The 21934-nt window shown below is 65.9% G+C and carries 24 protein-coding genes; 13 read left to right on the forward strand and 11 right to left on the reverse strand.

The annotated features are described in order from the left end of the window. Positions 1 to 801 carry an arylamine N-acetyltransferase gene (locus ACH2CY_RS03355; RefSeq protein ID WP_395015936.1) on the forward strand — a complete coding sequence of 267 codons (801 nt, stop codon included), beginning with the start codon at positions 1 to 3 and terminating at the stop codon, positions 799 to 801. Here ACH2CY_RS03355 and ACH2CY_RS03360 read toward each other — a convergent pair. The 3 genes from ACH2CY_RS03360 to ACH2CY_RS03370 all read right to left on the reverse strand — a co-directional run bounded on the left by ACH2CY_RS03360 (position 798) and on the right by ACH2CY_RS03370 (position 3334). After that, positions 798 to 1811: a heparin lyase I family protein gene (locus ACH2CY_RS03360; protein ID WP_395015938.1), complete on the reverse strand. Its 1014-nt coding sequence runs from the start codon at positions 1809 to 1811 to the stop codon at positions 798 to 800. The two genes, ACH2CY_RS03355 and ACH2CY_RS03360, sit on opposite strands and share 4 nt — an antisense overlap. Before the next feature lie 108 nt (positions 1812 to 1919). After that, positions 1920 to 2840, reverse strand: a complete 921-nt coding sequence (locus ACH2CY_RS03365) for an NAD-dependent epimerase/dehydratase family protein (protein WP_395015940.1) — start codon at positions 2838 to 2840, stop codon at positions 1920 to 1922. Between the two features lie 107 nt (positions 2841 to 2947). After that, positions 2948 to 3334 carry a DUF427 domain-containing protein gene (locus tag ACH2CY_RS03370; RefSeq protein WP_395015941.1) on the reverse strand — a complete coding sequence of 129 codons (387 nt, stop codon included), beginning with the start codon at positions 3332 to 3334 and terminating at the stop codon, positions 2948 to 2950. A gap of 171 nt (positions 3335 to 3505) precedes the next feature. Here ACH2CY_RS03370 and ACH2CY_RS03375 point away from each other — a divergent pair, with 171 nt between their 5' ends. The 4 genes from ACH2CY_RS03375 to ACH2CY_RS03390 all read left to right on the forward strand — a co-directional run bounded on the left by ACH2CY_RS03375 (position 3506) and on the right by ACH2CY_RS03390 (position 7020). After that, positions 3506 to 4387 (forward strand): ferritin-like domain-containing protein, encoded by an 882-nt coding sequence (locus ACH2CY_RS03375; RefSeq protein WP_395015944.1) that lies wholly within the window; start codon positions 3506 to 3508, stop codon positions 4385 to 4387. Between the two features lie 131 nt (positions 4388 to 4518). Further along, positions 4519 to 5547 (forward strand): hydroxyacid dehydrogenase, encoded by a 1029-nt coding sequence (locus ACH2CY_RS03380; RefSeq protein ID WP_395015945.1) that lies wholly within the window; start codon positions 4519 to 4521, stop codon positions 5545 to 5547. 1 nt (position 5548) lies between these two features. Beyond that, entirely contained in the window at positions 5549 to 6595 is a 1047-nt protein-coding gene (locus ACH2CY_RS03385) for a LacI family DNA-binding transcriptional regulator (RefSeq protein WP_395015947.1), read from the forward strand. Further along, positions 6595 to 7020 carry a hypothetical protein gene (locus tag ACH2CY_RS03390; protein WP_395015948.1) on the forward strand — a complete coding sequence of 142 codons (426 nt, stop codon included), beginning with the start codon at positions 6595 to 6597 and terminating at the stop codon, positions 7018 to 7020. Before ACH2CY_RS03385 ends, ACH2CY_RS03390 begins: the two co-directional genes overlap by 1 nt. Here the strand turns inward: ACH2CY_RS03390 and ACH2CY_RS03395 are convergent. Beyond that, positions 7017 to 8072, reverse strand: coding sequence for an ATP-grasp domain-containing protein (locus tag ACH2CY_RS03395; protein WP_395015951.1), 1056 nt, complete (start codon positions 8070 to 8072; stop codon positions 7017 to 7019). The two genes, ACH2CY_RS03390 and ACH2CY_RS03395, sit on opposite strands and share 4 nt — an antisense overlap. Next, positions 8057 to 9079, reverse strand: coding sequence for a putative zinc-binding metallopeptidase (locus tag ACH2CY_RS03400; protein ID WP_395015953.1), 1023 nt, complete (start codon positions 9077 to 9079; stop codon positions 8057 to 8059). Before ACH2CY_RS03400 ends, ACH2CY_RS03395 begins: the two co-directional genes overlap by 16 nt. A gap of 155 nt (positions 9080 to 9234) precedes the next feature. Between ACH2CY_RS03400 and ACH2CY_RS03405 the strand changes: the two genes are divergently transcribed. After that, entirely contained in the window at positions 9235 to 9606 is a 372-nt protein-coding gene (locus ACH2CY_RS03405) for a YybH family protein (RefSeq protein WP_395015954.1), read from the forward strand. Between the two features lie 42 nt (positions 9607 to 9648). Here the strand turns inward: ACH2CY_RS03405 and ACH2CY_RS03410 are convergent, their stop codons facing one another. The 5 genes from ACH2CY_RS03410 to ACH2CY_RS03430 all read right to left on the reverse strand — a co-directional run bounded on the left by ACH2CY_RS03410 (position 9649) and on the right by ACH2CY_RS03430 (position 14319). Further along, positions 9649 to 10575, reverse strand: a complete 927-nt coding sequence (locus tag ACH2CY_RS03410) for a helix-turn-helix domain-containing protein (protein ID WP_395015956.1) — start codon at positions 10573 to 10575, stop codon at positions 9649 to 9651. 55 nt (positions 10576 to 10630) lie between these two features. Continuing rightward, positions 10631 to 11680, reverse strand: coding sequence for an Ldh family oxidoreductase (locus ACH2CY_RS03415; RefSeq protein WP_395015959.1), 1050 nt, complete (start codon positions 11678 to 11680; stop codon positions 10631 to 10633). Further along, positions 11673 to 12494 (reverse strand): ABC transporter permease, encoded by an 822-nt coding sequence (locus ACH2CY_RS03420; RefSeq protein WP_395015962.1) that lies wholly within the window; start codon positions 12492 to 12494, stop codon positions 11673 to 11675. Before ACH2CY_RS03420 ends, ACH2CY_RS03415 begins: the two co-directional genes overlap by 8 nt. Beyond that, positions 12475 to 13242, reverse strand: coding sequence for an ABC transporter ATP-binding protein (locus ACH2CY_RS03425; RefSeq protein ID WP_395015964.1), 768 nt, complete (start codon positions 13240 to 13242; stop codon positions 12475 to 12477). Before ACH2CY_RS03425 ends, ACH2CY_RS03420 begins: the two co-directional genes overlap by 20 nt. Before the next feature lie 66 nt (positions 13243 to 13308). Continuing rightward, positions 13309 to 14319: an ABC transporter substrate-binding protein gene (locus ACH2CY_RS03430; RefSeq protein WP_395015965.1), complete on the reverse strand. Its 1011-nt coding sequence runs from the start codon at positions 14317 to 14319 to the stop codon at positions 13309 to 13311. Between the two features lie 241 nt (positions 14320 to 14560). On the opposite strand from ACH2CY_RS03430, the gene ACH2CY_RS03435 reads away from it, so the two are divergent. The 6 genes from ACH2CY_RS03435 to ACH2CY_RS03460 all read left to right on the forward strand — a co-directional run bounded on the left by ACH2CY_RS03435 (position 14561) and on the right by ACH2CY_RS03460 (position 20027). Next, positions 14561 to 15583: a GlxA family transcriptional regulator gene (locus ACH2CY_RS03435; protein WP_395015967.1), complete on the forward strand. Its 1023-nt coding sequence runs from the start codon at positions 14561 to 14563 to the stop codon at positions 15581 to 15583. Between the two features lie 16 nt (positions 15584 to 15599). Beyond that, positions 15600 to 16478, forward strand: a complete 879-nt coding sequence (locus ACH2CY_RS03440; RefSeq protein ID WP_395015969.1) for a TraB/GumN family protein — start codon at positions 15600 to 15602, stop codon at positions 16476 to 16478. Positions 16479 to 16577: 99 nt separating this feature from the next. Beyond that, a complete protein-coding gene (locus ACH2CY_RS03445; RefSeq protein ID WP_395015970.1) occupies positions 16578 to 16736 on the forward strand; it encodes a hypothetical protein in 159 nt (52 codons plus the stop codon). Positions 16737 to 16765: 29 nt separating this feature from the next. Further along, the gene (locus ACH2CY_RS03450; protein ID WP_395015973.1) at positions 16766 to 18205 is read left to right on the forward strand and encodes an aromatic amino acid lyase; all 1440 of its coding nucleotides are present in this window, start codon (positions 16766 to 16768) and stop codon (positions 18203 to 18205) included. A 30-nt stretch (positions 18206 to 18235) separates the two neighbouring features. Beyond that, positions 18236 to 18910, forward strand: coding sequence for a dienelactone hydrolase family protein (locus tag ACH2CY_RS03455; protein WP_395015975.1), 675 nt, complete (start codon positions 18236 to 18238; stop codon positions 18908 to 18910). 28 nt (positions 18911 to 18938) lie between these two features. Then, a complete protein-coding gene (locus tag ACH2CY_RS03460; protein WP_395015978.1) occupies positions 18939 to 20027 on the forward strand; it encodes a 2OG-Fe(II) oxygenase in 1089 nt (362 codons plus the stop codon). 1 nt (position 20028) lies between these two features. On the opposite strand, the gene ACH2CY_RS03465 is transcribed toward ACH2CY_RS03460, so the two are convergent. Then, positions 20029 to 20289, reverse strand: a complete 261-nt coding sequence (locus ACH2CY_RS03465; protein WP_395015979.1) for a GlsB/YeaQ/YmgE family stress response membrane protein — start codon at positions 20287 to 20289, stop codon at positions 20029 to 20031. 144 nt (positions 20290 to 20433) lie between these two features. Here ACH2CY_RS03465 and ACH2CY_RS03470 point away from each other — a divergent pair, with 144 nt between their 5' ends. After that, positions 20434 to 21750, forward strand: coding sequence for an amino acid deaminase (locus ACH2CY_RS03470; RefSeq protein WP_395015982.1), 1317 nt, complete (start codon positions 20434 to 20436; stop codon positions 21748 to 21750). Positions 21751 to 21934 lie beyond the last annotated feature (184 nt).

Below are 21934 nucleotides of genomic sequence, written 5' to 3' on the forward strand. Positions count from 1 at the left end.
GTGATCGACCTCGACGCCTACCTCGCGCGCATCGGCTATGCCGGGCCGCGAGAGCCGAACCTGGAGACCCTACGTGGCCTGCACCGCGCGCATCTCTATGCGGTGCCGTTCGAGAACCTGGATGTGGTGCTGAAGCGCCCGATCCAGCTCGATCCCGCCGCGCTGATGCAGAAGATCGTCGCCGGGCGGCGCGGCGGCTATTGCTTCGAGAGCAACGCGCTCTTCATGTATGCGCTGCTGACACTCGGCTTCACGGCGACGCCGCTGGCGGCGCGGGTGCTCTGGGAGCGCAAGGATTCCAGCCTGCCGCCGCGCAGCCATATGCTGCTGATGGTCGATCTCGAGGAAGGCCTATTCCTGGCCGACGTCGCCTTCGGCGGCCAGACGCCGCCCCAGCCGCTGAGCTTCGCCGTCAACCTGGAGCAGCCGACCACCCACGAGCCCTATCGCCTGCGCCGCACCGCGGAGGGCGAGCTGGAGCTCGAAGCCTTGATGGCCGGGCAGTGGGGCGTGCTCTACCGCTTCACCCTGCACCCGCAGCAACCGATCGATTTCCTGCACGCCAACTGGTACACCGCGACCCATCCGGAATCGTTCTTCGCCAACAACGTGATCGCCGCAATTCCCGGCGAAAGCTGCCGCTACACCTTGTTCAACAAGGAGCTGCGCACGCGCCGCCCGGATGGCACGGTGGAGACGCAGGTGCTGGGTGATGCCAAGGCGCTCGCGGCCGCATTGCAGGAGAGGTTCGGCATCGTCGTTTCCGACGCCGAGGCGACCGCGCTATCGGCGTTGGGTTAGCCGGCGCGCCGGAGCGCCTTCTCGCAAGCCGAGGTCGGGCCCAAGGGCTGCGCGTCCCGGATCGCCGGCGGCGCGACTTCGGCGTAGGATTCGGCGCCGATGGCGCGCTTGAAGGCGTCGAGGCCGAAGGTCCAGGGCTTATCCACTTCCGCGCTGCCGGGCTTGGCCTGGTCACGATAGGGACCGATCTTGAAATAGCTGGTCGGTTCCGCCTGGGCATAGCCGATGGCGATCGGCTTCTGCATGTCGGGCTGGCGCGGCACCGCCTGGTCGTCGAACCAGAAGTCGAGGCGGCTCTTCACCGCATCCATCGGCACAATCTTGGCGTGGAGCACGATGTTGTGCCAGCGGCCGACCGCGTCGCTGCGCTTCAATTCGACGATCGCGATATGCTGCTTATGGGTCTCTCCGTCATTGCCGGGCGTCACGCTGAAGCAGAGCAGGTCTTCGCCCGCGGCGCTCTTGGTTTCGCGCAGGCGGAGCGCCACGACGGGATTGCCGCTGCGATAGCCGGGAGTCGCGGCCGGGTGGTCCGTCGGGATGATGCCGGCGCTCGGCTGCTTGATCTGGGCGAGGATCAGGCGGCGGTCGATCGGCGGCAGGTCGGCCGGCAGATAGAGCGCGAACCCGTACCAGACGTCCGGGCCGATCCCCAGCATCGCATAGGGAGGCTCCATGATCTCGGCGCGCTCGGAGCAGCGATCGGCTTCGGCGCCGGTCGCCTGCTTGTCGCCGTGGCGCACGGTGAGCAATAGCGCCTGCCGGCCCTCGCGCACGATCGCCGTCGTATAGGCATGGCTCTTCGCGTCGATATGCTTCAGCGACCAGTGGCGGTCGAGCTTGCCGTCCTCGAAACCATCCTCCAGTGCACTGCTGGATTGCGTCGAATAGGTGACGGTGACGACGTCCGGCGGCGGCGGAGCGCAAGGGCCTGCCGCCGCGGGGCTGCAGAACAGCACGGCTGCAGCCAGCCCCGCGCCGGCCGCAACAGCGGCCCGGTATCCACGCATGGTCCCGGACGCAGCTTTCCGCATGTTTCCCCCGCAAGTCTCGGGGACTGTTCTACGCCGCTCCCTTCCGGGATCAAGCGGCAACGCAACCGGGGAGGGTGTCTGGCGTCACACCTTCACGTATTTCCGCCAGGAATGCTGCGGCCGGAAGCCGAGCAGGTCGCGCGCCTTGCGGTTGGAGAACAGGCATTCATACTTGCCGAGCTTCTGCTTCACCTTGACCTTGGGGTAGAAGCGCTTCAAGAGCTCGGCGGTCGGCAGGTCGGAGGAGCAGTCGTCGTTGCCGACGTTGAAGGCCTGGTAGCCGAGGCCGTCTTTCTCCAGGCAGAGCCGGGTCATCTCACCCAAGTCGCGGGCGTCGATGTAGGACCACATGATGCGCTTGCGGCCGCCCGGATCCTTGAAGAACTTCGGGAAGTTCTGCTGGTATTCATGTGGCTCGATCACATTGCCGATGCGGAGCGCGTAGATGTCGTAGCCGCTGCGGGTCGCGAAGGCGCGCGCGGTCTGCTCGTTGACGATCTTCGAGAGCGCGTAGGAGTCCATCGGGTTGACGTCGTATTCCTCGTCGAGCGGCAGGTAGTCCGGGTCCTTCGGCTCGTTGGCGAAGACCAGGCCGTAGGTGGTCTCGGAGGAGGCGACGATGATCTTGCGGATGCCGAGCTTCACAGCGGCCTCGACCACGTTGTAGGTGCCGAGCGCGTTGACGCGGAATACCTCGTTGTCCGGGGTGATCATGATCCGCGGGATCGCCGCGAAATGCACCACGGCATCGACCTGCTGCGGCCTGAGCGAGGGATCGAACTCGTGCAGGCCCATGTAGCTGGAGAGCGCGTTGAACACCTGGCCGGAATCGGTGATGTCGGTGATGAGGGTGCGAACCTTGGGATTGTCCAGCGGCTTCGAATCAAGGTTCAGGACCTGATAGCCGCTGTCCACCAGATACTGCACGACATGCTTGCCGGCCTTGCCGCTGCCGCCGGTGAACATCACGCGCCCGGCCGGCCGCGTGCTCGCTCGCTTCGCCATGGGATTGCCCCTGTCTTTAGGATTGTTGGGGCGAGTGTAGCGGGTGAAATCGCCGCCGTCATCCCGGCACTTCGCTGCTGGATGACGGTGCAGAGGCCCGCAAGAACTTAGTCTTCGGCCTTCTTGATCTCGATGCTGTCGACGCGGTCCGGGTAGAAGGCGAGGTGGCCGGCGATTTCGGCGACGGCGTCATAGGGGGTCTCGTAGCACCAGACCGCGTTCTCCACCGTCCGGTCGCCGACCTTGATGCTGAAATAGGAGGCATCGCCCTTGTAGGGGCAGTAGGTCTTGTGCGCGGTCGGCGTCAGCAATTCCATCCGGACGTCGCGCTTGGGGATGTATTGCACCGGCGCGTATTTGGCTTCGCGCAGGGTGAGTGCGTTGGCGGAATCGGCGACGGTCTTGCCGGAGAAGCTGACCGCGACCCTGTCGAGGGTCGGCTGGATGGCGATCGGATGGTCGGGGCCGGGGATCTTCTTGGCGGCTGCGCTCATCGGGGCTCCTCCATGGGGTGCGAACAGGATATAGGGCTTCGATCCGGCCTTGCCAGTGCCGGAAGTCTCGTGGAATCCCGGGGTTTTGCCAGATCGAATCGCCGGTGCGCGGCTTGACAGGGCAGCGGCCGGTGGCGATCTTTCCCGCCATTCCCGCCCGGATCAAAGAGCATGGCCGACCAGAGTTCCGCACAACCGATTCTATCGACCGGTGAAGGCCGGCCGGCCCTGAAACTCGGCTCGGAAGAGCACAAGCGGCTGTTCTGCCGCATGCTGCTCGACACCCATGACCCCTATCGGCCCGCGGTCATTCCTTGGCCGAAGCTGGAGGAGGAGGCCTTCAAGCGCCTGACCGGCCTGCCGATCTGGAACATCGCGGTGCAGATCGAGGGCCGCGCCTCGATTGCGGTCCGGACCTATGGCGAGGCGGTCAGCGATCCGCTGCTGAAGGAAGCCATTCTAATGGATGGCGGCGAGGAGGCGCGGCACAAGGAAGTGCTCTCCAAGATGGTCGCCTTCTACGGCATCACCTTGGATCCCGAGCCGCCCTATCCGGCGCCACGCGATGCCGAATGGGCGTTCATGCGGACCGGCTATGCGGAATGCATCGACAGCTTCTTCGCCTTCGGGCTGTTCGACGTCGCCCGCCGGTCCGGCTTCTTTCCGGAGGCGCTGGTCGAGACCTTCGAGCCGGTGATCCAGGAAGAGGCGCGGCACATCCTGTTCTTCGTGAACTGGCTGGCCTGGCATCGCCGGCAGCTCTCCTGGCCGGCGCGGCTCTGGTTCAACTTGCGCTGCGTCGCCTGCTTCCTCGGCCGCATCAAGGGTCGGCTCGACACCGCGCGCGAAGTCAAGGGCAGCCAGGGCGACAAGAAGAAGGACCAGAACTTCACTATGACCACCAGCAAGTCGCTGGCGGTCGATATGAAGGTGCCCGACCTGATGCGGCTCTGCCTCGCCGAGAACGACCGGCGGATGGCGAAGTATGACAGCCGGCTGCTGCGCCCGGTGCTGGTGCCGAGCCTGGTCAAGCTGGCGCTGCGCTTCCTCTAGTCTTCTTGCGCCGCAGCAAATTAAATCGATTTCCAACGGCGAATTTCCCGGTTAGCGTCTGATCGAACGGTCCCGCCCGAGGGCCGACGAGGGTGCACCTATAAAGATTCCGGGGGGAGGACGCCGGCGGCATGCCCGACCGTCCATTGATTCTGATTGATCCACTGCCGCGGACGATCGACGTCATCTGCGAGCCGGACGTGCGCCGGCGGCTCGACGCGCTCGGGCGGCTGGTCATCTCCGAGGCGAAGCCGATGTCGGAGGCCGAGGTCGACCGCCTCTTGCCCGAGACCGAGATCCTGATCGGCCAGACCGACATGCCGAAGGCGCGGCTCGACCGCGCGCCGAAGCTGAAAGCCATCTTCAACGTCGAGACCAACTTCCTGCCCAACATCGACTACCGCGAGGCCCAGGCCCGCGGCATCTGGGTGTTGAGCCCGACCTCGTCCTTTGCTGCCGCGGTGGCGGAATCCTCGCTGGCGATGGCGATCGATCTAGCCCGCGGCATCACCGCGGCCGACCGCGATTTCCGCGCCGGGACCGAGAAGTATGGCCTCGCCGCCAATGAAGCGAGCTTCATGTTTGCCGGCGCTTCGGTCGGGATCATCGGCTTCGGCGATCTCGGGCGTCACTTGCGAGCACTGCTCGTGCCGTTCCGCAACCCGGTCAAGGTCTATGATCCCTGGTTGCCGGCGGATGTGATCCGCAACGCCGATGCGGAACCTGCCGGCCTCGACGAAGTGCTCGCGACCTCGCGCGTGGTCTTCTGCTTTGCCAGCGTCACCACCGAGAACCAGGGCTTCATCGGCAGCCAAGAGTTCGCGCGGATGCAGAAGGGCGCCTGCTTCCTGCTGATGAGCCGCGCCGCGGTGGTGGATTTCCCGGCCTTCCTCGACGCGGTGCGCTCCGGGCATATCCGCGCCGCGACCGACGTGTTTCCGGTCGAGCCCGTCGCCGCGGACGATCCGGTGCGGAAGATCGAGGGGCTGCTGCTCTCGGCGCACCGCACCGGCGGGATGAAAGAGGCGCTGCACCAGATCGGCCGCATGACCGTGGCCGATGCCGAGCTGATCCTCAAAGGCCTGCCGCCGGTCATGTGCCGGCGCGCCGATCCCGCCATCGCCGCGCGGCTGCGCAGCATGCCGGTTGCGAGAACCTGAGATGAGTAAGCCGAAGCGCGGCGAACCAAGGAAGACTCGCGTGCCGACGATCCAGGACGTCGCGCGGCTGGCCAAGGTCGCGCCGGCGACGGTCTCCAATGTGCTCAACGGCACGCGGCCGGTGGCGGAGATCCGCAGGGAGCGGGTGCTGGCCGCGGTGAAGTCGCTCGGCTATCGGCCGAATGCGCTGGCGGCCAGTCTGCGGCGCAAGGAGACCCGCACCATCGGCGTGGTCGTGCCCGAGATCACCAACCCGTTTTTCGCGGCCCTGGTGCATCGCATCGAGGAGCTGGCGGGCGAGAGCGACTACCAGATCCTGCTCGCCAGCTCCAACGAGGACCCGAAGCTGGAGGCGGCGCGGATCCGCACCTTGCTCGACCGCCGGATCGACGGCCTGATCGTGGCGCCCTCGCGCGACGAGGTCGAGGCGGTCAGCCACCCGATCGGCGCGCTGCCGCCGACCGTGCTGGTCGACCGCGGCTTCGGCCTCGCCGGCTTCGACACGATCGCCGCCGATAACATCGACGGCGCCTATCGCGGCTGCAAGCATCTGCTGGAGCTGGGGCATCGCGACATCGCGATGATCGTGATGGACGCGAAGCTCGCCAATTTCGCCGACCGCATCGCCGGCTATCGCCGGGCGCTGGAGGAAGCGGGCGCGGCCAAGCGGGCGCGGGTGGTGACCGGCGGGCTCGACGTCGAATCCTGCCGCGCCGCGGTCGAACGCGAGCTCCGGCGCCCCAACCGCCCGACTGCGATCTTCGCGGCGAGCTATGCCGCGACCCTGGGTGCGATCCGCGCGATGCGCGCCGTCGGCCTCGAACTGCCGCAGGACATTTCGCTGATCGGCATCGACGATTCCGACTGGATGGCGGTGCTGCATCCCTATATCAGCGCGGTTGCCCAGCCGGTCGAGGAGATGGCGACCGAAGCCTGGCGCCTACTGCTCCAGCGCCTCGCCGGCGGAAACGCCAAGTCGGCCCGGATCCGCTTGCATTGCACCTTGCATGTTCGGGAATCGACACGGGCGATAGAGCGGGATCGGTGATGATCCGTTGGATTGACCGGATTGCAACGATCTGCAAAGTCGCTCTGCTCCTTTTTGTCCTATGGATCGGTCTGCATTTCTACGCGGCGTTCACCGAACCGACAGCGAACCGGCCCTATGCAGAGACCTGGATGCATGCCCCGGTATCTGAACTGCTCGGGGCGCAAGATGATCGGCGGCTGGTTGTGGAGCGTCCGGATGGCGCAGCGGGAAATATCTATCGCTATCGTCTCGGCGGTTGGCGCGGGTTGAAAGGCAAAACCTATCCAGGCACGTTTCTCGGGCTTCTGGTCGACGACCGGCGCATGCAATCCCGCGTCCAGTTTGTAACGCCGTCTGCGGATGCTTATTGCGATATCGACTTCGTCGCAAATGATGCCGGCGTGATCGAAGCTATCACCTATTCCGGCAACGACTGCGGCTAGGGCGCGATCGGGGCTTCTTCGGTGATCGCGCGGGTGCGGCTGATGCCAAGCTGGCAGATGCGTTCCAGCAGCTGCCAATACTTGATCCCGTCATGCGCCGCCGCGCGCGCGAATTCCTCGATCTTGGCGATCTCGGGGTTGGGGTTCGCTTCGATGAAATAGGGCGTGCCGTCCTCGGCCAAGCGGAAGTCGATGCGGGAATAGCCGTCCAGCTCGAGCGTGCGGCAGATGCGCTTGGCGAGGCGCTGGATGCGGGCGACGGTTTCCGGCGCCAGACCCTTGGCCGGGCCCTCGGTCACGTTGTGGCGCTGCTGATATTCGAGATCGTGCTTCACCGCGGCGGTGGCGATCCTCTTGCCGTCTTCCTGGGCGTCGCCGAAGTTCAATTCCCAGACCGGCAGCACCCGCAGGCGCTCATTGCCGATGACGCCGACATAGATCTCGCGACCGTCGATATACTGCTCGATCAGCGCGTCGGTGCCGATCTTCTCGTGGATGAAGGTGACGCGTTCCTTGAGCTTCTCTTCGTCGTTCACCAGCGAGGCCTTGGCGATGCCGTAAGAGGCATCCTCGGTGGCGCTCTTCACGATCAGCGGGAAGGTAAGGCGCGCCGGGCGCTGGATCTTGCGGCCGATCGGGATGACGGTGAAGGCCGGCGTCGGCACGCGGTGGTAGGAGGTGAGCTTCTTGGAGAGCGCCTTGCCGCGGGCCAGCATCAGGCCGCGCGGGTTGCAGCCGGTGTAGGGCAAGCGCAGCAGCTCGAGGAAGCTGGCGACGTTCTGGTCGTAGGTCGCCTGGCCGTGGAACTCTTCCAGGAGGTTGAACACCACATGCGGGGTCCAGCCGTCGATCGCGTCGCGGATCGGCTTCAGCTCGTCCTTGAGGCCCAGCGGGCGGACATCATGGCCGCGCCATTTCAGGGTCGAGATCACGTCATACTCGGTCTTGAAGACGTGCACTTCCTTGTCGCTGTAGCCCTTCAATGAGTCGGGCGGCACCAGCTCGGGGTGCACCAGGACCAGGATGTTGAGCGGCCTTAGAGAGCGAACCATCGGCGTGACGGGCTATAGAGGGATTGCACGGTCTTCGCGGTCAGTAGGACGGTGAAGTCCACCATCATGCGGCGCTGCGAGCCCGGCGCGCGCAATTTGAGCGCCCGGCAGCGGGCGATCATCTCGTCCAGGAGCGCATCGAGGGTCAGCTGGTATTGACCGGTCCATTTCGCGACCATGCGGCGGATCTCCGGCCCATTCTCGCGCAGGAAAGTTGACGCTTTCTTAGCGTTGCGATGGCGCGGCTGGTCGGAGAAGATCCGCTTCAGGTCGCGGTCATGCACGGTCGGCGGCCGGGTCATGTAGCGCGCCTGCTTCTGCTCGTAGTATTCGCCGAGGGTGAACTTCAAGCTGCTCACCGGGTCGACGAAGGCGCGGGTGGTGAGGCCCGGCTTGGCGTCGCCGATCTCCGCCATCAGCTCGTCCACGTATTCCAGCTTCTTCAGCGCCGGCCAGCCGGCATAGCGCTTGCGCCATTTGTGCTTGGGACCCATCCAGACCGCGAAGGTCTCGGCGAAGTCCTCGTCGGGGTGGCTCTGGGCATACCAGAGGCGCAGATGCTGCACGTAAGAGCGGCTGCCCGGGTTGGGCCGGTAATAATCCGGATAGGTCTCCGAGGACTTGCCGAACAGCTTCTGCCACTGGCGGCGGCGCTGCAGCTGATAGGCATGCTGCATCACATGCCCGGTCTCGTGCCGGAGGATCGCCATGCATTCGGCCCGGGAGCCGCCCTCGACGTCAATGATCTTCTTGCGCTCGAGGCGGGTGAGGCGCGGGTGCGCGAGGTAGAAGGGGACGGCGATGCCGGGCGAGGCTTCGGAGCTGAACCACTCGTCGCTGAGCCAGGCATGCGGCCGAACGCGGATGCCGCGCTTCTCCAACTCGCCGTGGAGGTCGTCCAGGCACTCCTCGAGCCACGTCCCCTCGAGCGTGAGCTTCAGGTCCTTGACCTTGAGTTTTAGAAGCTTTTCGTCGGGCAGCTTGGCCCAGGCGAAACGACGTGACATGGAGTTTCCCGGCGGTTTCCGGAGGGTGAATTTTGCTTGGGGCGGATCGTGTCATGGGGCGGGGCGGGTGGCAAGGCACCCGCGCGTTCGGGGCGTGTGGTCAGGGGCGCCCGCCCGCTCTAGACTGCCGGGATTGGCGTTCAGGGAGCAAAGTCATGGGCATTCAAAGCCGCGAGCCGGCGCGCGATCCGCAGGATCTGGAGCGCCTGCTGGTCGTCCGTCAGAACCAGGGCGACGTCGAGGGCATGGTCGCCCTGTTCGAGCCCGAGGCCCTCATCGACGTCGCCGAGGGGGACAAGACCGAGGTCCGCCTGATCCGCGGCCATGGCGAGATCCGCGCCTTCTTCGCCGAGCTCTGCGCCTCCGGCCGGAAGTTCCGGATGGGCCAGCAGGCGCCGGCGGTGGTCAACGGCGACCTGGCGCTGACCGGGACCCGGATGGCGGACGGCAAAATGACCGCCGAGGTGGCCCGCCGCCAGAGCGACGGCACCTGGCTCTGGACCATCGACAAGTACCTGCACTGGTGAGGCCTGGATGGAGATGCCCGGGTCAAGCTCGGGCATGACGACTTAGGGCTCCACCGGAATGTAGAAATCCAGCACCGAGCCGGCCTTTTCCGGGTTGAACTGTTCGCCGTAGACCTCGAGGTCGATGCCGCCGCTGGGCTTGCGACCGCAGTTCGGCAGGCCCTCGGTGAAGATGTATTTCATCGCCGCCCGCATCTGCGGGTGGATCTCGCCCGCGGCGAGCGTGATGCGGAAGACCACATAGGTCTGGGCCGGGACCTGCATCAAGGTGAGCGCGGCGGGCGGTTTCTTCCCCGGCGCGATCTCGGCGGCGGCCATGTAGCTGAAGCTGCCTTCCTCCTCATTGGACCCGTAGCAGAGGCCGTAGCAGACCGGGGAAGTCTGGCCGTCGAAGGGCATCAGCGCCCGGAGCTTGGGCCAGATCGCCGGGATCGCCGCCATGTTGTCCTTGGCGATCCGCTCGGAAAATCCCGCGACCACAAAAGCAGCCTTGCGGGTGACGCCCTCGAGCCGGGTGACGTTGGGTTTCACGGCGGGGATCTGGTTCATGGCTTTCTCCATGGCTGCGGCCTGGTAGCGGACGGGGTCGCGCTTGTAGCGGCCGGGCGTCACGCCGAAGACCTGCGCGAAGGCGCGGGTGAAGGCTTCCTGGGATTCGAAACCGCAATCGAGCGCGAGGTCGATCAGCGCCGGCGCCTCGAAGTCGTCGTCGACGCCGGGGTTGCAGCCGAGCCGGGCCGCAGCGCGCAGCATGCGGCGACGGCGCACATAAGCCATCACGCTCTCGCCGATCCGCGCGGTGAAGTGGCGCGAGAAATGGAACGGCGAGAGGCCCGCGACATCGGCCAGCAAGGCGACGCTCAAGGGTTCGAACAGCCGCCGCTCGATATACGCGAGCACCTGCTCCAGCGGATCGCCGGCGCTTGGCGGCGGCGCGCAGGGTTCGGCGGGGAGCGGCTTCAGCTTCATGGCGGGAAGCTTGGCGCATTCCCGCGCCGCTGTCTTGATCGCGCTTGCTGCCTGCTCAGGCGGGCTTCAGCGGAGCGATTCCGTATTTCTCCGCCAGCGCAGCGAGCTTTTCGGGAATGCCGGGATGGAGGGTGACGCCCTCGCGCTCGGCCTGACGCTTCTTCGCCACCGCGAGCTGGCCAGGCAGGCGAACGGGATTCTTGGGATCGCGCGGCTTCGAGCCGAGGCAGAGATCGGCGGTGAAATCCATCTGCCGCAGGAAGGCATCCTCGCCGGCAAAGCGTGAGGGTGAAATCGCCAGCACCGTGACGGCAGCACCCCAATCGGTCGGCTTGTCGGCCCGGCCATAGCCGCCGAGGCCCTGGGTCAGCGCCTCGACCAGCAACCCCAGGCCGAAACCCTTGTGGCCGTGGTCCTGCCCGCCGACATGCAGCAGCGTGCCGCCATTGCCGACCACGTTCGGGTCGTCGGTGAGGTTGCCCTCGGCATCCTGCGCCCAGAGGCCGCCGAGCTTGCGGCCTTCGTTCTTCGAGCGGCCGACCATGCCGAGCGTGGTGATCGAGGTCGAGACGTCGATCAGGATCGGGTCCGGGCGGCGCGGGATGCCGGCGGCGATCGGGTCTGGCATCAGCACCGGGGTCAAGCCGCCATGGGGTGCCACCTTGGATTCGCCGGGATCGGAGGAGAGCACCAGGATCAAATAGCCCTTGCGGGCCGGCTCTTCCAGGAAAGCGGCGAGGCAGGCGATGTGGTGGCTGCGCCGAAGCACCACGGCGGCGAGGCCGAACTTATCGGCGCGCGCCATCGCTTCCGTGACGGCAAGATCGGTGGTCCAGAGGCCGGGCAGGCGCCTTGCGTCCCAGCAAATCGCGGCGCCGTGGTCGGCGATCACGTCGGGCCGGCCCGTAACCGCCATGGAGCCGCTCTCGATCTCCTCGACATAGCCGGGAAGCTGCGCCAGGCCATGGGTGGTGTGATCGTAGAGATCGCCTTCGACCAGCCCGCGCGCCGTTGATGCGGCAGGCTCTTCCGGCATACCGGCTTTGATCAGGAGCGCGGTGGCGTAGGCGCGCAGGGCGGCGGGGCTGTAGCGAACGTCAGGCATTGCGTCGGACCGAAATGTGCCAGGGGATGAGGAGGCGCTCGGCCGCTGTCACCAGGCCGAACATGAGGAGTCCGAGCAAGGTTAGCAGGAAGATGCCGGCGAAGGCGAGGTCGGGGCGCATGTTGCCGGTGGAAATCTGGATGTAGAAGCCGAGGCCCTGGTCCGAGCCGATGAACTCGGCGATGGTGGCGCCGACCGTGGCGTTCAAGGCGGCGTATTTGAAGCCGACGAAACATTGCGGCATCGCCGCCGGCAGCCGCACCTTCCAGAACACCCGCGCCCAGTTGGCGCCGGTCGCGCGGCTGAAGCGCTCCAGTTCCTCGGACAAGGAGCTGAAGGCGAGGATCGCGTTCAACACGATCGGGAAGAAGCAGACCAGGAAGACGATGATCACCTTCGGCAACAGGCCGAAGCCGAGCCAGGAGATGAACAGCGGCGCGAAGGCGATCTTCGGAGTCATCTCGATCGAGACGAAGAAAGGATAGATGGTCCGCCGCAGGATGCTGGAGAAGGCGATGGCGAGGCCGAGCGGCACCGCGATCGAGATCGCGATCACATAGCCGAGGATCGCCTCCAGGCCGGTGACATAGGTGTATTCCAGGAGCCTCGGGAGATCGGCGCGGCTCGCCATGATGATCTCGGAGGGCTTGTTCAGGATGTAGCGGGGGACCTGGAAGAGATCGATCGACACTTCCCAGACCAGGAAGAAGCCGATGAAGAACAGCACGAACATCCAGGACTTCGCCGCCCAGCGCGAGAGCGGGGCGAACCACTTCGGCCCAAGGGCGGTCGGTTCAGAGGATGCCGAAGCCATGGAAGATCCCCTGGATGTCGGCGACATAGTTGGCGAATTTGGCCGAGCGCTTGACCTCGAGGTCGCGCGGCCAGGGCAGATCGATCTCGATCACCCGGTCGATCCGGCCCGGCCGCGGCGTCACCACGCAGACCCGGGATGAGAGCTGCACCGCCTCCTCGATCGAATGGGTGACGAAGACCACGGTCGGCTGTTTCTGCATCCAGAGCGCCTGGAGGTCGCTGCGGATGCTTTCGCGGGTCATGGCGTCGAGCTTGCCGAGCGGCTCGTCGAGCAGCACGGTCTTCGGGTCATGCACCAGCGCCTGGCAGAAGGCGGCGCGCTGCTGCATGCCGCCGGAGAGCTCGTGCGGCATGCGGTGCGCGAAGCCTTCCAGGCGGACGGATTTCAGCAGCTCGTCGATGCGCGCCGTGTGCGCGCGTGGATCGAGACCGCGCAGCTCCAGCTGCAGCGCGATATTACCTTCCACGGCACGCCAGGGAACCAGGGTGTTGTCCTGGAACATGATGCCGATATCGGTGCGTGGCGCGTCGACGACCTCGCCATTGACCCGGATGTCGCCCTCGGTGGCGTCGAGCAGTCCGGCGATCATCAGCATCAGGGTGGACTTGCCGCAGCCCGAAGGCCCGAGCAGGGAGATGAACTCGCCGCTCTCGATCGCGAGGTCGACCGGCCCGAAGGCATGGACCGCATCGGCGCCGAGGCCGAAGGTCTTGGAGACGGAGCTGAGCTGGACGGCGGCAGTCATGTCATGAGCAGAGCATAAAAATGCCCCGGGGGCACGGGTCCCCCGGGGCTTCCTTCAACGTGAGGCTTATTTCGGCAGGAAGTCGTTGGTGTAGAAGGCCGTGGCCGGCTGGTCGGTCTTCAGGTCGTTGTACTTCTTCATCAGGTTCAGCATGTCGTCCCAGTCGGAGGCGACGTTGAGGCCGAGCACCTTGTCCTTGTTGCCCTTGGAATAGAGCACGCCGATGGTGACGTCGAGCACCTCGCGGGCCTGGGCCTTGCCGGCGTCCTCCGCCATGGTGCCGCCGACTATGTCGGCCATGGAAGCAATCGCGGCATCGGGATTTGCCGCGGTCTCCTTGTAGGCCTTCACGGTCGCGGCCATGAAGCGCTTCACCAGGTCCGGGTTCTTGGCGATCGTGTCCTTGGTGGTCACGATGCAATAGCCGACCTGATTCACGCCGTAGTCGGAATAGGGGAAGGTCACGGGCGCCGCGCCGCCGTTGGCCTTGATCTCCGCCGGCTTGTCGTCGAGGCCGCCGAGGATGCCGACCGCACCGCCGGCCTTCTGCAGATAGGAGGAGACCAGCGCGCCGTCCGGCACGTTGGTGATCTTCACGTCGCCTTCGGCCAAGCCCGCATTCTTCAGGACCAGCGGGAAGAAAGTATTTACGCCGGCGTTCGCCGTGGTGAGCAGCGCCTTGCCCTTGAGGTCCTTGATGTCCTTCACGCCGGCATCGGGCTGCACGATGATCGCCTCGGTGCCCATGGCGTCGATGACGCCGACCGAGACCAGCGGTGCGCCTTGCGCCGCGAGGTTGGTCATCGAGGCGCAGGAGCCGTAGGAGAAGGTGCTGTCGCCGTTGGCGACCAAGCGATGCGCGGAGCCCGAGCCGTTGCCCGACCGGATGTCGAGGTCGATGCCCTGCTCCTTGTAATAACCCTTGTCCTTGCCGTAGGCGAAGCCGGCATGGGAGCCGTAGTACATCCAGTTCAGGCGCAGCCGCACGGCATCTTCCGCCGAAGCGATGCTGGCCGCAAAGCCGAGCCCTGCCGCGATCACGCCGGCGCCGAGGATCACATCCCGCATTCTCTTCATTTTCCGCACTCCCTGTCTGTCGCGTTTTTCCGCGGCGCGGACGCCCCTCTCCGTTCGCAGAAACATAGTGTTTTGCGGCGGTTCCGGCTCGCGGTGTTTCATTCGATGTCGTCAGCGCGCCCGTGTCTTTCCGGCTTCAGGCGCGCGCCATCACCACGCCATCCTGTGCCGCTCCCTGTCATGCATATTGATTTTAAGAGACCAATACTTGACGATGGCGGACAAGGAGTAGGAGGCGAGATTGGCGACCAAAACCGCGGACGAATTGCCGTCCTTCAATTTCATCCTGCAGCCGGAGTTTCCGGTGAATGCGCTGATCCTCGCGACCGAGGCCTTGCGCATCGCCAACCAGAACAGCGGGCGCGAGCTGTTCCGCTGGCGCATCGTCTCGGAAGACGGCGCGGCGGTCCGCGGCTCGAACGGAATGTGGATCCAGGCCGATTGCGACCTGCCGTCGATGCCGCGCGCTCTGTTCACGCTGGTGTTCGAGGGCAATCTCCCGACCCAGCGCAACTCGCCGAAACTGCTCAACCAGCTGCGCGCGGCGGCGCGGTTCGGCGGCAGCGTCGGTGGCGTCGATACCGGCAGCTTCGCGCTGGCCCAGGCGGGCCTGATCGGCGAGCGGGAGACGGTGCTGCATTGGGAGGCGACGCCGACCTTCCACGAACGCTTTCCCGAGGCGAAGACCAGGAACCAGATCTACTTGGTCGACGGCAAGCGCATCGCCTGCGCCGGCGGCGTGGCCACATTGGACATGATGCTGGAGCTGATCGGCCGGCTCTACGACCCGGCGCTCGCCAACGAGGTCGCGGATGCGCTGGTGCACACGCCGCGCAGCGCGCAGACCTTGCAGCGGCAGGGCGATGCGGCGGGGCCGAAGAAGGCGCTGTCGGACCGGATCGTGGCGGTGATGGAGAGCAATCTCGACTTCCCGCTGGATCTCGACGGCATCGCGGCGAAGCTCGGCGTCTCCAGTCGCACCGTGGTGCGCGAATGCCGCCGCAGCTTCGGCGAGACGCCGATGCGGCTCTATCTCCGCATCCGCCTGCAGGCGGCGCGCAACATCCTCTTCTACGAGGAATTCAGCATCAAGGACGTGGCGGTCGCTTGCGGCTTCTCCTATCCGGCGGTGTTCAGCCGCGCCTTCCGCGCCCAGTTCAAGCAGACGCCGCGCGCTTTCCGGGCCAGCTTCCGCGCCAAGCAGAAGGCAGCAGTGCGGCCCGAGATCCGGCGGCTCTCGGTAGAGGCCGCCACCCGCGCATAACCCGAGGACGAGATTCATGCAATTCTCACGGTTCGGCCGATCCGCCTTCCGCTTCCTCTCCGTTGCCTTGGGGCTTGCCTGGGGAGCGGGGGCCGCCACCGCCGAGCCGGCGATGTGGGTGGTGAAGGATGGCGACAGCACGGTCTATCTGCTGGGCACCATCCATGTGATGAAGCCGGGGGTGGACTGGCGGTCGGAGAAGCTCGACGCCGCCTTGAAGAGCAGCAGCGAGTTGTGGTTGGAGACCAACGACGATCCGGCGGTCGTCCAGACCTACGCGATGAACTTCGGCACGGATTCCCAGAAGCCCCTGGCGAGCTCGGTCGGCGCGGCGAATTTTGAGAAGTTCGTCGAGTTGGCGAAACGCTACGACATCCCGACCCGCGATTTGCATCAGCTGCGGCCCTGGCTCGCGAGCATCGTGCTGACCGGCGCGCAGATGGACAGCATCGGCTACGACCCGGAGCTCGGCGTCGACCAGACCCTGCAGAACGAGGCGGTCGCGGCCGGCAAGACGATCAAGCAGTTCGAGACCGCATCCCAGCAGCTCGGCTATCTGGCGGAGCTGCCGGACAAGGTGGCGGCCGAGATGCTGGTCCAAACTATGAACGAGGTCGGCGAAGGCGAGAAGATCATCGACGAACTGCAGGCCGCCTGGCTCGCCGGCGATGTGAAGCAGCTGGATCAGATCAGCCTCGACCGCGCGCGTCATGAGGCGCCGGAATTCTTCGATGCCCTGATCCTGCAACGCAACAACAACTGGGTGAACCAGATCGAGGACATGATGCAGGGCTCCGGCACCCAATTTATCGCGGTCGGCGCCGGCCATCTGGTCGGCAAGGGCAGCCTGCCTGACCAGCTCGCGCAGCGCGGGTATAAAGTGCAGCGCTACTGAGCGCGACGCTTGCGGCGAATCGCGCAACCGCTTATCATCGCCCGCATGGGGGGACTTCGTTTTCTTATCTGTGCCTTGGTCGCCGCCGTCTTTGGGGCGGTGACTTTCGCTGGCATCGGTGAGACCGGCCTGACTCTGGCTGCGGATCCCACCGGCGGGCTCTGGTCGAACCTGGTAATCTATCCCGCGGTGATTCTGATGGGCGCCTTCGGGTTCTGGATCATCTTCTCCGCCACCGATCCCGGCACCGAGAAGTAACCAACTCCTTCAGCTTCCCCGGACCGGCGATGGTCACGCTTACCCGGCGCAGCGACATCACATTGAAGCAATTCGAGGCCGTCGCTTGGCAAGGCGAGGGCGTTCGGCTGGCGCCGGAAGCCTTGGCGCGGATCGCCGCGGCACGCGTGGCCTTCATGCGGCTGATCGAAGACCCGGCGATCAACATCTATGGCGTCACCTCGGGTTATGGCAGCCGCGCCGGCCAGCGCCTCAGGCCGGAGGATCGCAAGCGCCATGCGGCCCAGCCGAACCACGGCACCGCCGCCACCTTCGGCGAGCCTTTCCCGAAGCGGGTCACCCGCGGCTTCGTCCTGGCGCGGCTGGCCAATCTGATCGAAGGCCATGCCGCGGTGCGGCCGAAGCTGGCGGAAGCCGTGGCGGCGATGCTGGACCAGGGCTCGCTGCCCGACGTGCCGTCGATCGGCAACAGCGGCGCCGGCGAGATCCTGGCGCTGGGTCATCTCTTCGCGGCTTTGGGCGAGAGCGTCGGCCTCGAGGAGAAAGAGCACCTGGCGCTGATCAACGGCAGTCCTTGTGCCGCGGCCTTGATCGCCGACGCGGCGCTGGCCAGCCGGAAGCGCATCGCGATCGCCAAGGAGATCCTGGCGCTCGCCGCCGAGGCTTTCAAGGCGCCGCTCGAAGCCTATGACGCGGTGCTGGAGACGCTCTGGCAGGACCCGGCCGAGGCCGAGGCGTTGGCCGCAATCCGCGACCTGATCGCCGGCGGCGCAACCGAACGGCGGCCCTACCAGGCGCCGGTCAGTTTCCGCATTGTGCCCAGGATCCTCGGCCGGGCGATCCGCGCCCGCGATGCCGCGATCCATGCGGCGCAAGTCTCGCTGGCCTCGATCACCGACAACCCGGTTTATATTCCGCCGGCCGAAGACTCACGCTTTCCGAACGGCAGGGTGCTGAGCAACGGCGGCTATCACAACGGCATGGCGGCGCCGGTGCTGGACGATCTGGCCGCGGGCTGGGCCGATCTTTGCACCCTCGCCGAGCGCCAGTCCGCGAAGCTGCTCGACGGCAAGGTCTCGCTGTTGCCGGAATCGCTGCGCACCGATCCCGACGATCCGCGCGAACTGATCCCGGTTCCGATGGTCGCGGTCGGCCTGGGCGAACGCGCGCGCCACGCCGCGCAGCGAAGCTTCCTGCCGGGGGCGGAGAGCGGCGGCTTCGGCCAGAACGACGTCGGTGTTGCAAGCTTCCTGGCCTGGCAGAAAGAGGCGACGGCGGGCAAGGCCTTCGACGGCTGCCTCGCCGTGCTGGGCCTGGTCGCCGCGGAGGCACTCGATGTGACGGGGCGCGAGGCGCCGCCGGCGTTGCGGGCGCGGCTCGCCTTCATCCGCCGCCACGCGCCGCCGATCACCGCCTTGCGCGCGCTCGGCCCCGATCTCGGCCGTTTGTCGGAGGCGATCACGCTGGAAATCTTCGGACGCTCGGCCTAGATCTTCCGGATCACCGGAGCAGGAGATCCCATGGGCCAGACTATCGGTTTGAAAGCGAGCGACGGCTTCCTGCTGGGCGGCTATCGCGCCGATCCTGCAGGTAAGCCGAAAGGCGGCCTGGTCGTCATCCAGGAGATCTTCGGCGTCAACCATCACATCCGCAATGTCTGCGACCGCTTCGCGGCCCTGGGCTATGCGGCGATGGCACCGGCGATGTTCGATCGCGCCAAGGCCGATGTCGAGCTCGACGCCTACGACAAGGCGGCGATGGATGAGGGTGTAAAGCTGCGCGCCGCGATCAAGCTCGAGGATTCGCTGAAGGACCTGCAGGCGGCGATCGATGCGGCGAAGACTTCCGGCAAGGTCGGCGTGGTCGGCTATTGCTGGGGCGGGTCCTTGGCCTTCCTGGCGGCGGCAAGGCTGAGCGGCCTCGCCTGCACCGTCGGCTATTACGGCGGCATGATCGCCGCCCACAAGGACGAGAAGCCCAAGGTGCCCACGATCCTGCATTTCGGCGAGCAGGATCAGGGCATTCCCATGAGCGACGTCGAGAAGGTCAAGGCGGCGCGACCGGATGTGAAGGTCTACACCTGGCCGGCCGGTCACGGCTTCTCCTGTGACGAGCGCGCCTCGTTTGAACCGCAGAGCCACGAACAGGCACTCAAGGTGACGCTGGCCTTCTTCCAGCAGAACCTGGAGAATTGACCGTCGGGGTCAAGCCGCGGGACGGGACGTGACTGAAGCGCGCAACCAATTGCTGCCGGGCGATCCGGCGCCGGTCTTCCGGGCGCCGAGCAACATCAACCCGGATTTCGACTTCAGCACCGCCGCGGGCCGCTACCTCGTGCTGAGCTTCCTGGGGCCGTTGGAAGGCGGCGCGGCCAAGACCCGGTTCGACGCCTTTCTCGGCGGCGCGGCGATCTTCACCAATCCGGATTGCTATTTCTTCGGCCTGGTCGCCGGCAAGGCCGATGATGGCGAGCCCGCGCTCCGGCAGCAGCGGCCCGGCATGGACATGTTCTGGGATGACGGAACGGTGGCGCATAAATACGGCGCCGTCGCGCCGGTGAGCTTCCTGATCGGCTTGGATCTGCGGGTTCTCGCGGTCGTGGCCGAGCCCGATCCGGTCCAGCACGCCGCGGCGCTCTACGACATCCTGAAGCGCCTGCCGCAGATCGGGCCGCATCGTCCCGGTATCCCCCTGGCGCCGGTGCTGATGTTGCCCAGCGTGTTCGAGCCGTCGTTCTGCCGCCGCCTGATCGAAGGCTACGAGATCGGCGGCGCCGAGGAATCCGGCTTCATGCGCGAGCGCGACGGCAAGACCGTCATGGTGATCGACCACAAGCATAAGCGCCGCTCCGACTGGACCATCAACGACGAGGCGCTGAAGGAGGCGGCAAGGGCCCGGATCCTGCGACGCGTCATCCCCGAGATCCAGAAGGCGTTCCAGTTCAGGATCACGCGGATGGAGCGCTATATCGTGGCCTGCTACGATGCCGCGGTCGGCGGCTATTTCCAGGCGCACCGCGACAACACCACCAAGGGCACGGCGCATCGCCGCTTCGCCGTCACCGTCAACCTGAACAGCGACGAATACGAAGGCGGCGAGCTCACCTTCCCGGAATACGGCCGCACCATCTTCAAGCCGCCGGTCGGCGGTGCGGTGGTGTTCTCCTGCAGCCTGCTGCACCGGGCGCTGCCGGTGACCAAGGGCAAGCGCTACGCCTTCCTGCCCTTCCTCTACGACGACGCGGCCGCCAAGATCCGCGAGGCCAACAACGCCTATCTCGGCGACAACGTCCAGCAGTACAAGTCGGGCTGATCTATCCGGCCCGGGACCTGATCAGTCGGAAGACGAAGAGCACGACCAGCGCGCCGATCACCGCGACGACCAGGCTGCGCAGGTCGAACTCGGCCGGGCCGGCGCCGAAGTTGAGCGCGTTGGCAATGAAGCCGCCGACCACGGCGCCGACGATCCCGAGAACCATGGTGAGGATCAATCCACCGCCATCGCGACCCGGCATGATGAACTTGGCGATGAAGCCGGCAGCCAGACCGAAGACGATCCATGCAAGAATACCCAAGGTCCCCTCCCTAGAAACAATCGGAACGCGGAACAACGGTAACCGAATCCCGCGCTTCCGGAAAGCCCGAGCGCTTTCTTGACTTCGCGGTCATGCCCCCGGACACTCGCCGCCGATTCCCGCCTTGTGACGAATGGATTTCCAATGGACCGGACTGCTTCAACCGCCCTGGCTTCACTCGACGCCAGCCTGATCGACGACACGTTCAAGGGATTTCCGACTGCCGCCCAGCCGGTGAAGCTCGGCGAGATCGGGAAGCAAGGCTGGAACCTGCTCAAAGGCGATCTGCCGTTTCCGGTCGCGGTGCTGAAGACTTCGGCGATCGATCACAACAGCCGCTGGATGGACCGTTTCCGCAAGGAGCAGGGCGTCGAGCTCTGCCCGCATGGCAAGACCACGATGAGCCCGCAGCTGTTCCAGCGGCAATTGGCCGACGGCGCCTGGGGCATCACGGTCGCGACCACGCAGCAGCTCCGCATCTCGCGCGTCTATGGTGTCAGCCGGGTGATCATGGCGAACCAGCTCATCGATCCGCAGGGCATCCGCTACGTGCTGGCCGAGATGAAGCGGGATCCCAATTTCGAGTTCTATTGCCTGGTCGATTCCCCCGCCGCGGTGCAGCGCCTGGCCGAGATCGCGAAGACGGCGAATGTCGGGCGTCCGTTGCGCCTGCTGCTCGAAGGCGGCATCGCCGGCGGCCGGACCGGCTGCCGCACGATGGAACAGGCCGCCGCCGTGGCGAAAGCGGTCCTCGCCGGCGCGCCCCATGTGATCCTGCGCGGGGTCGAAGGCTTCGAAGGCATCATCGACGGAGCCTCGCCGGAGGATCGCGCGGCCAAGGTGCGCGCCTTCGTCGATTTCCTGGGCTCGATCGCCAAGCGGGGCATCGCCGAAAACTGGTTCGGTGCCGGCGAGATCATCGCCACCGCCGGCGGCTCGGCGGAGTTCGACATCGTCGCCGATGCCTGGCGCAATGGCGACTTCGGCGCGCCGGTCAAGGTCGTGCTCAGGAGCGGCTGCTATCTGACGCACGATTCCGGACTCTATGAGAACCGCTTCCACGACATCCAGAAGCGCGGCATCGCCTCCACCGCACTCGCCAACAACGGGCCGAAGGCGGCGCTGGAAGTCTGGACCCTGGTGCAGTCGATTCCGGAGCCGGGCCTTGCCTTCGTCACCATGGGCAAGCGCGACGTCTCCTTCGACGTCAGCCTGCCGGTGCCGATCGCCTGGTCTCCGGCCGGCGCCGCCAGCGCGGAGCCGATGCCCAAGGGCAATGCCGTCATCAAGCTCAATGACCAGCACGGCTATCTGAAGGGCCCGGCGGATGCGCCCTGGAAGGTCGGCGACCGGGTGGCGTTCGGGGTCTCGCATCCCTGCACCACCTTCGACCGCTGGCAGCTCATCTACCTGGTCGATGATGCGTATAACGTGACCGGCGCGATCCGGACGTTCTTCTAGCCGGCGGAATAATACCCCTCAAGGGCATAAGCCTTTGAAGGAACAGCAGCATTTCTCCGGGAGAGACACAGTGGGATGTGTTGTTTTCGGAGGTCCCGCGCCGACTGCGCAAAGGGTTCAAATTCTGTCTGTGACCCGGCGCACAGTCGCACCGGAAGAAGGCGTTAACTCTCTTGAAGGCATG

The sequence above is a fragment of the Dongia sp. genome (assembly GCF_041905885.1).
Taxonomy (GTDB): Bacteria; Pseudomonadota; Alphaproteobacteria; order Dongiales; family Dongiaceae; genus Dongia.

Bases quoted from the DNA above. Each gene is read 5' to 3' on its own strand.
- ACH2CY_RS03360 (WP_395015938.1), bottom strand. From the start codon at position 1,811: ATGCGTGGATACCGGGCCGCTGTTGCGGCCGGCGCGGGGCTGGCTGCA.
- ACH2CY_RS03365 (WP_395015940.1), bottom strand. From the start codon at position 2,840: ATGGCGAAGCGAGCGAGCACGCGGCCGGCCGGGCGCGTGATGTTCACC.
- ACH2CY_RS03370 (WP_395015941.1), bottom strand. From the start codon at position 3,334: ATGAGCGCAGCCGCCAAGAAGATCCCCGGCCCCGACCATCCGATCGCC.
- ACH2CY_RS03375 (WP_395015944.1), top strand. From the start codon at position 3,506: ATGGCCGACCAGAGTTCCGCACAACCGATTCTATCGACCGGTGAAGGC.
- ACH2CY_RS03380 (WP_395015945.1), top strand. From the start codon at position 4,519: ATGCCCGACCGTCCATTGATTCTGATTGATCCACTGCCGCGGACGATC.
- ACH2CY_RS03385 (WP_395015947.1), top strand. From the start codon at position 5,549: ATGAGTAAGCCGAAGCGCGGCGAACCAAGGAAGACTCGCGTGCCGACG.
- ACH2CY_RS03390 (WP_395015948.1), top strand. From the start codon at position 6,595: ATGATCCGTTGGATTGACCGGATTGCAACGATCTGCAAAGTCGCTCTG.
- ACH2CY_RS03395 (WP_395015951.1), bottom strand. From the start codon at position 8,072: ATGGTTCGCTCTCTAAGGCCGCTCAACATCCTGGTCCTGGTGCACCCC.
- ACH2CY_RS03400 (WP_395015953.1), bottom strand. From the start codon at position 9,079: ATGTCACGTCGTTTCGCCTGGGCCAAGCTGCCCGACGAAAAGCTTCTA.
- ACH2CY_RS03405 (WP_395015954.1), top strand. From the start codon at position 9,235: ATGGGCATTCAAAGCCGCGAGCCGGCGCGCGATCCGCAGGATCTGGAG.
- ACH2CY_RS03410 (WP_395015956.1), bottom strand. From the start codon at position 10,575: ATGAAGCTGAAGCCGCTCCCCGCCGAACCCTGCGCGCCGCCGCCAAGC.
- ACH2CY_RS03415 (WP_395015959.1), bottom strand. From the start codon at position 11,680: ATGCCTGACGTTCGCTACAGCCCCGCCGCCCTGCGCGCCTACGCCACC.
- ACH2CY_RS03420 (WP_395015962.1), bottom strand. From the start codon at position 12,494: ATGGCTTCGGCATCCTCTGAACCGACCGCCCTTGGGCCGAAGTGGTTC.
- ACH2CY_RS03425 (WP_395015964.1), bottom strand. From the start codon at position 13,242: ATGACTGCCGCCGTCCAGCTCAGCTCCGTCTCCAAGACCTTCGGCCTC.
- ACH2CY_RS03430 (WP_395015965.1), bottom strand. From the start codon at position 14,319: ATGAAGAGAATGCGGGATGTGATCCTCGGCGCCGGCGTGATCGCGGCA.
- ACH2CY_RS03440 (WP_395015969.1), top strand. From the start codon at position 15,600: ATGCAATTCTCACGGTTCGGCCGATCCGCCTTCCGCTTCCTCTCCGTT.
- ACH2CY_RS03450 (WP_395015973.1), top strand. From the start codon at position 16,766: ATGGTCACGCTTACCCGGCGCAGCGACATCACATTGAAGCAATTCGAG.
- ACH2CY_RS03455 (WP_395015975.1), top strand. From the start codon at position 18,236: ATGGGCCAGACTATCGGTTTGAAAGCGAGCGACGGCTTCCTGCTGGGC.
- ACH2CY_RS03470 (WP_395015982.1), top strand. From the start codon at position 20,434: ATGGACCGGACTGCTTCAACCGCCCTGGCTTCACTCGACGCCAGCCTG.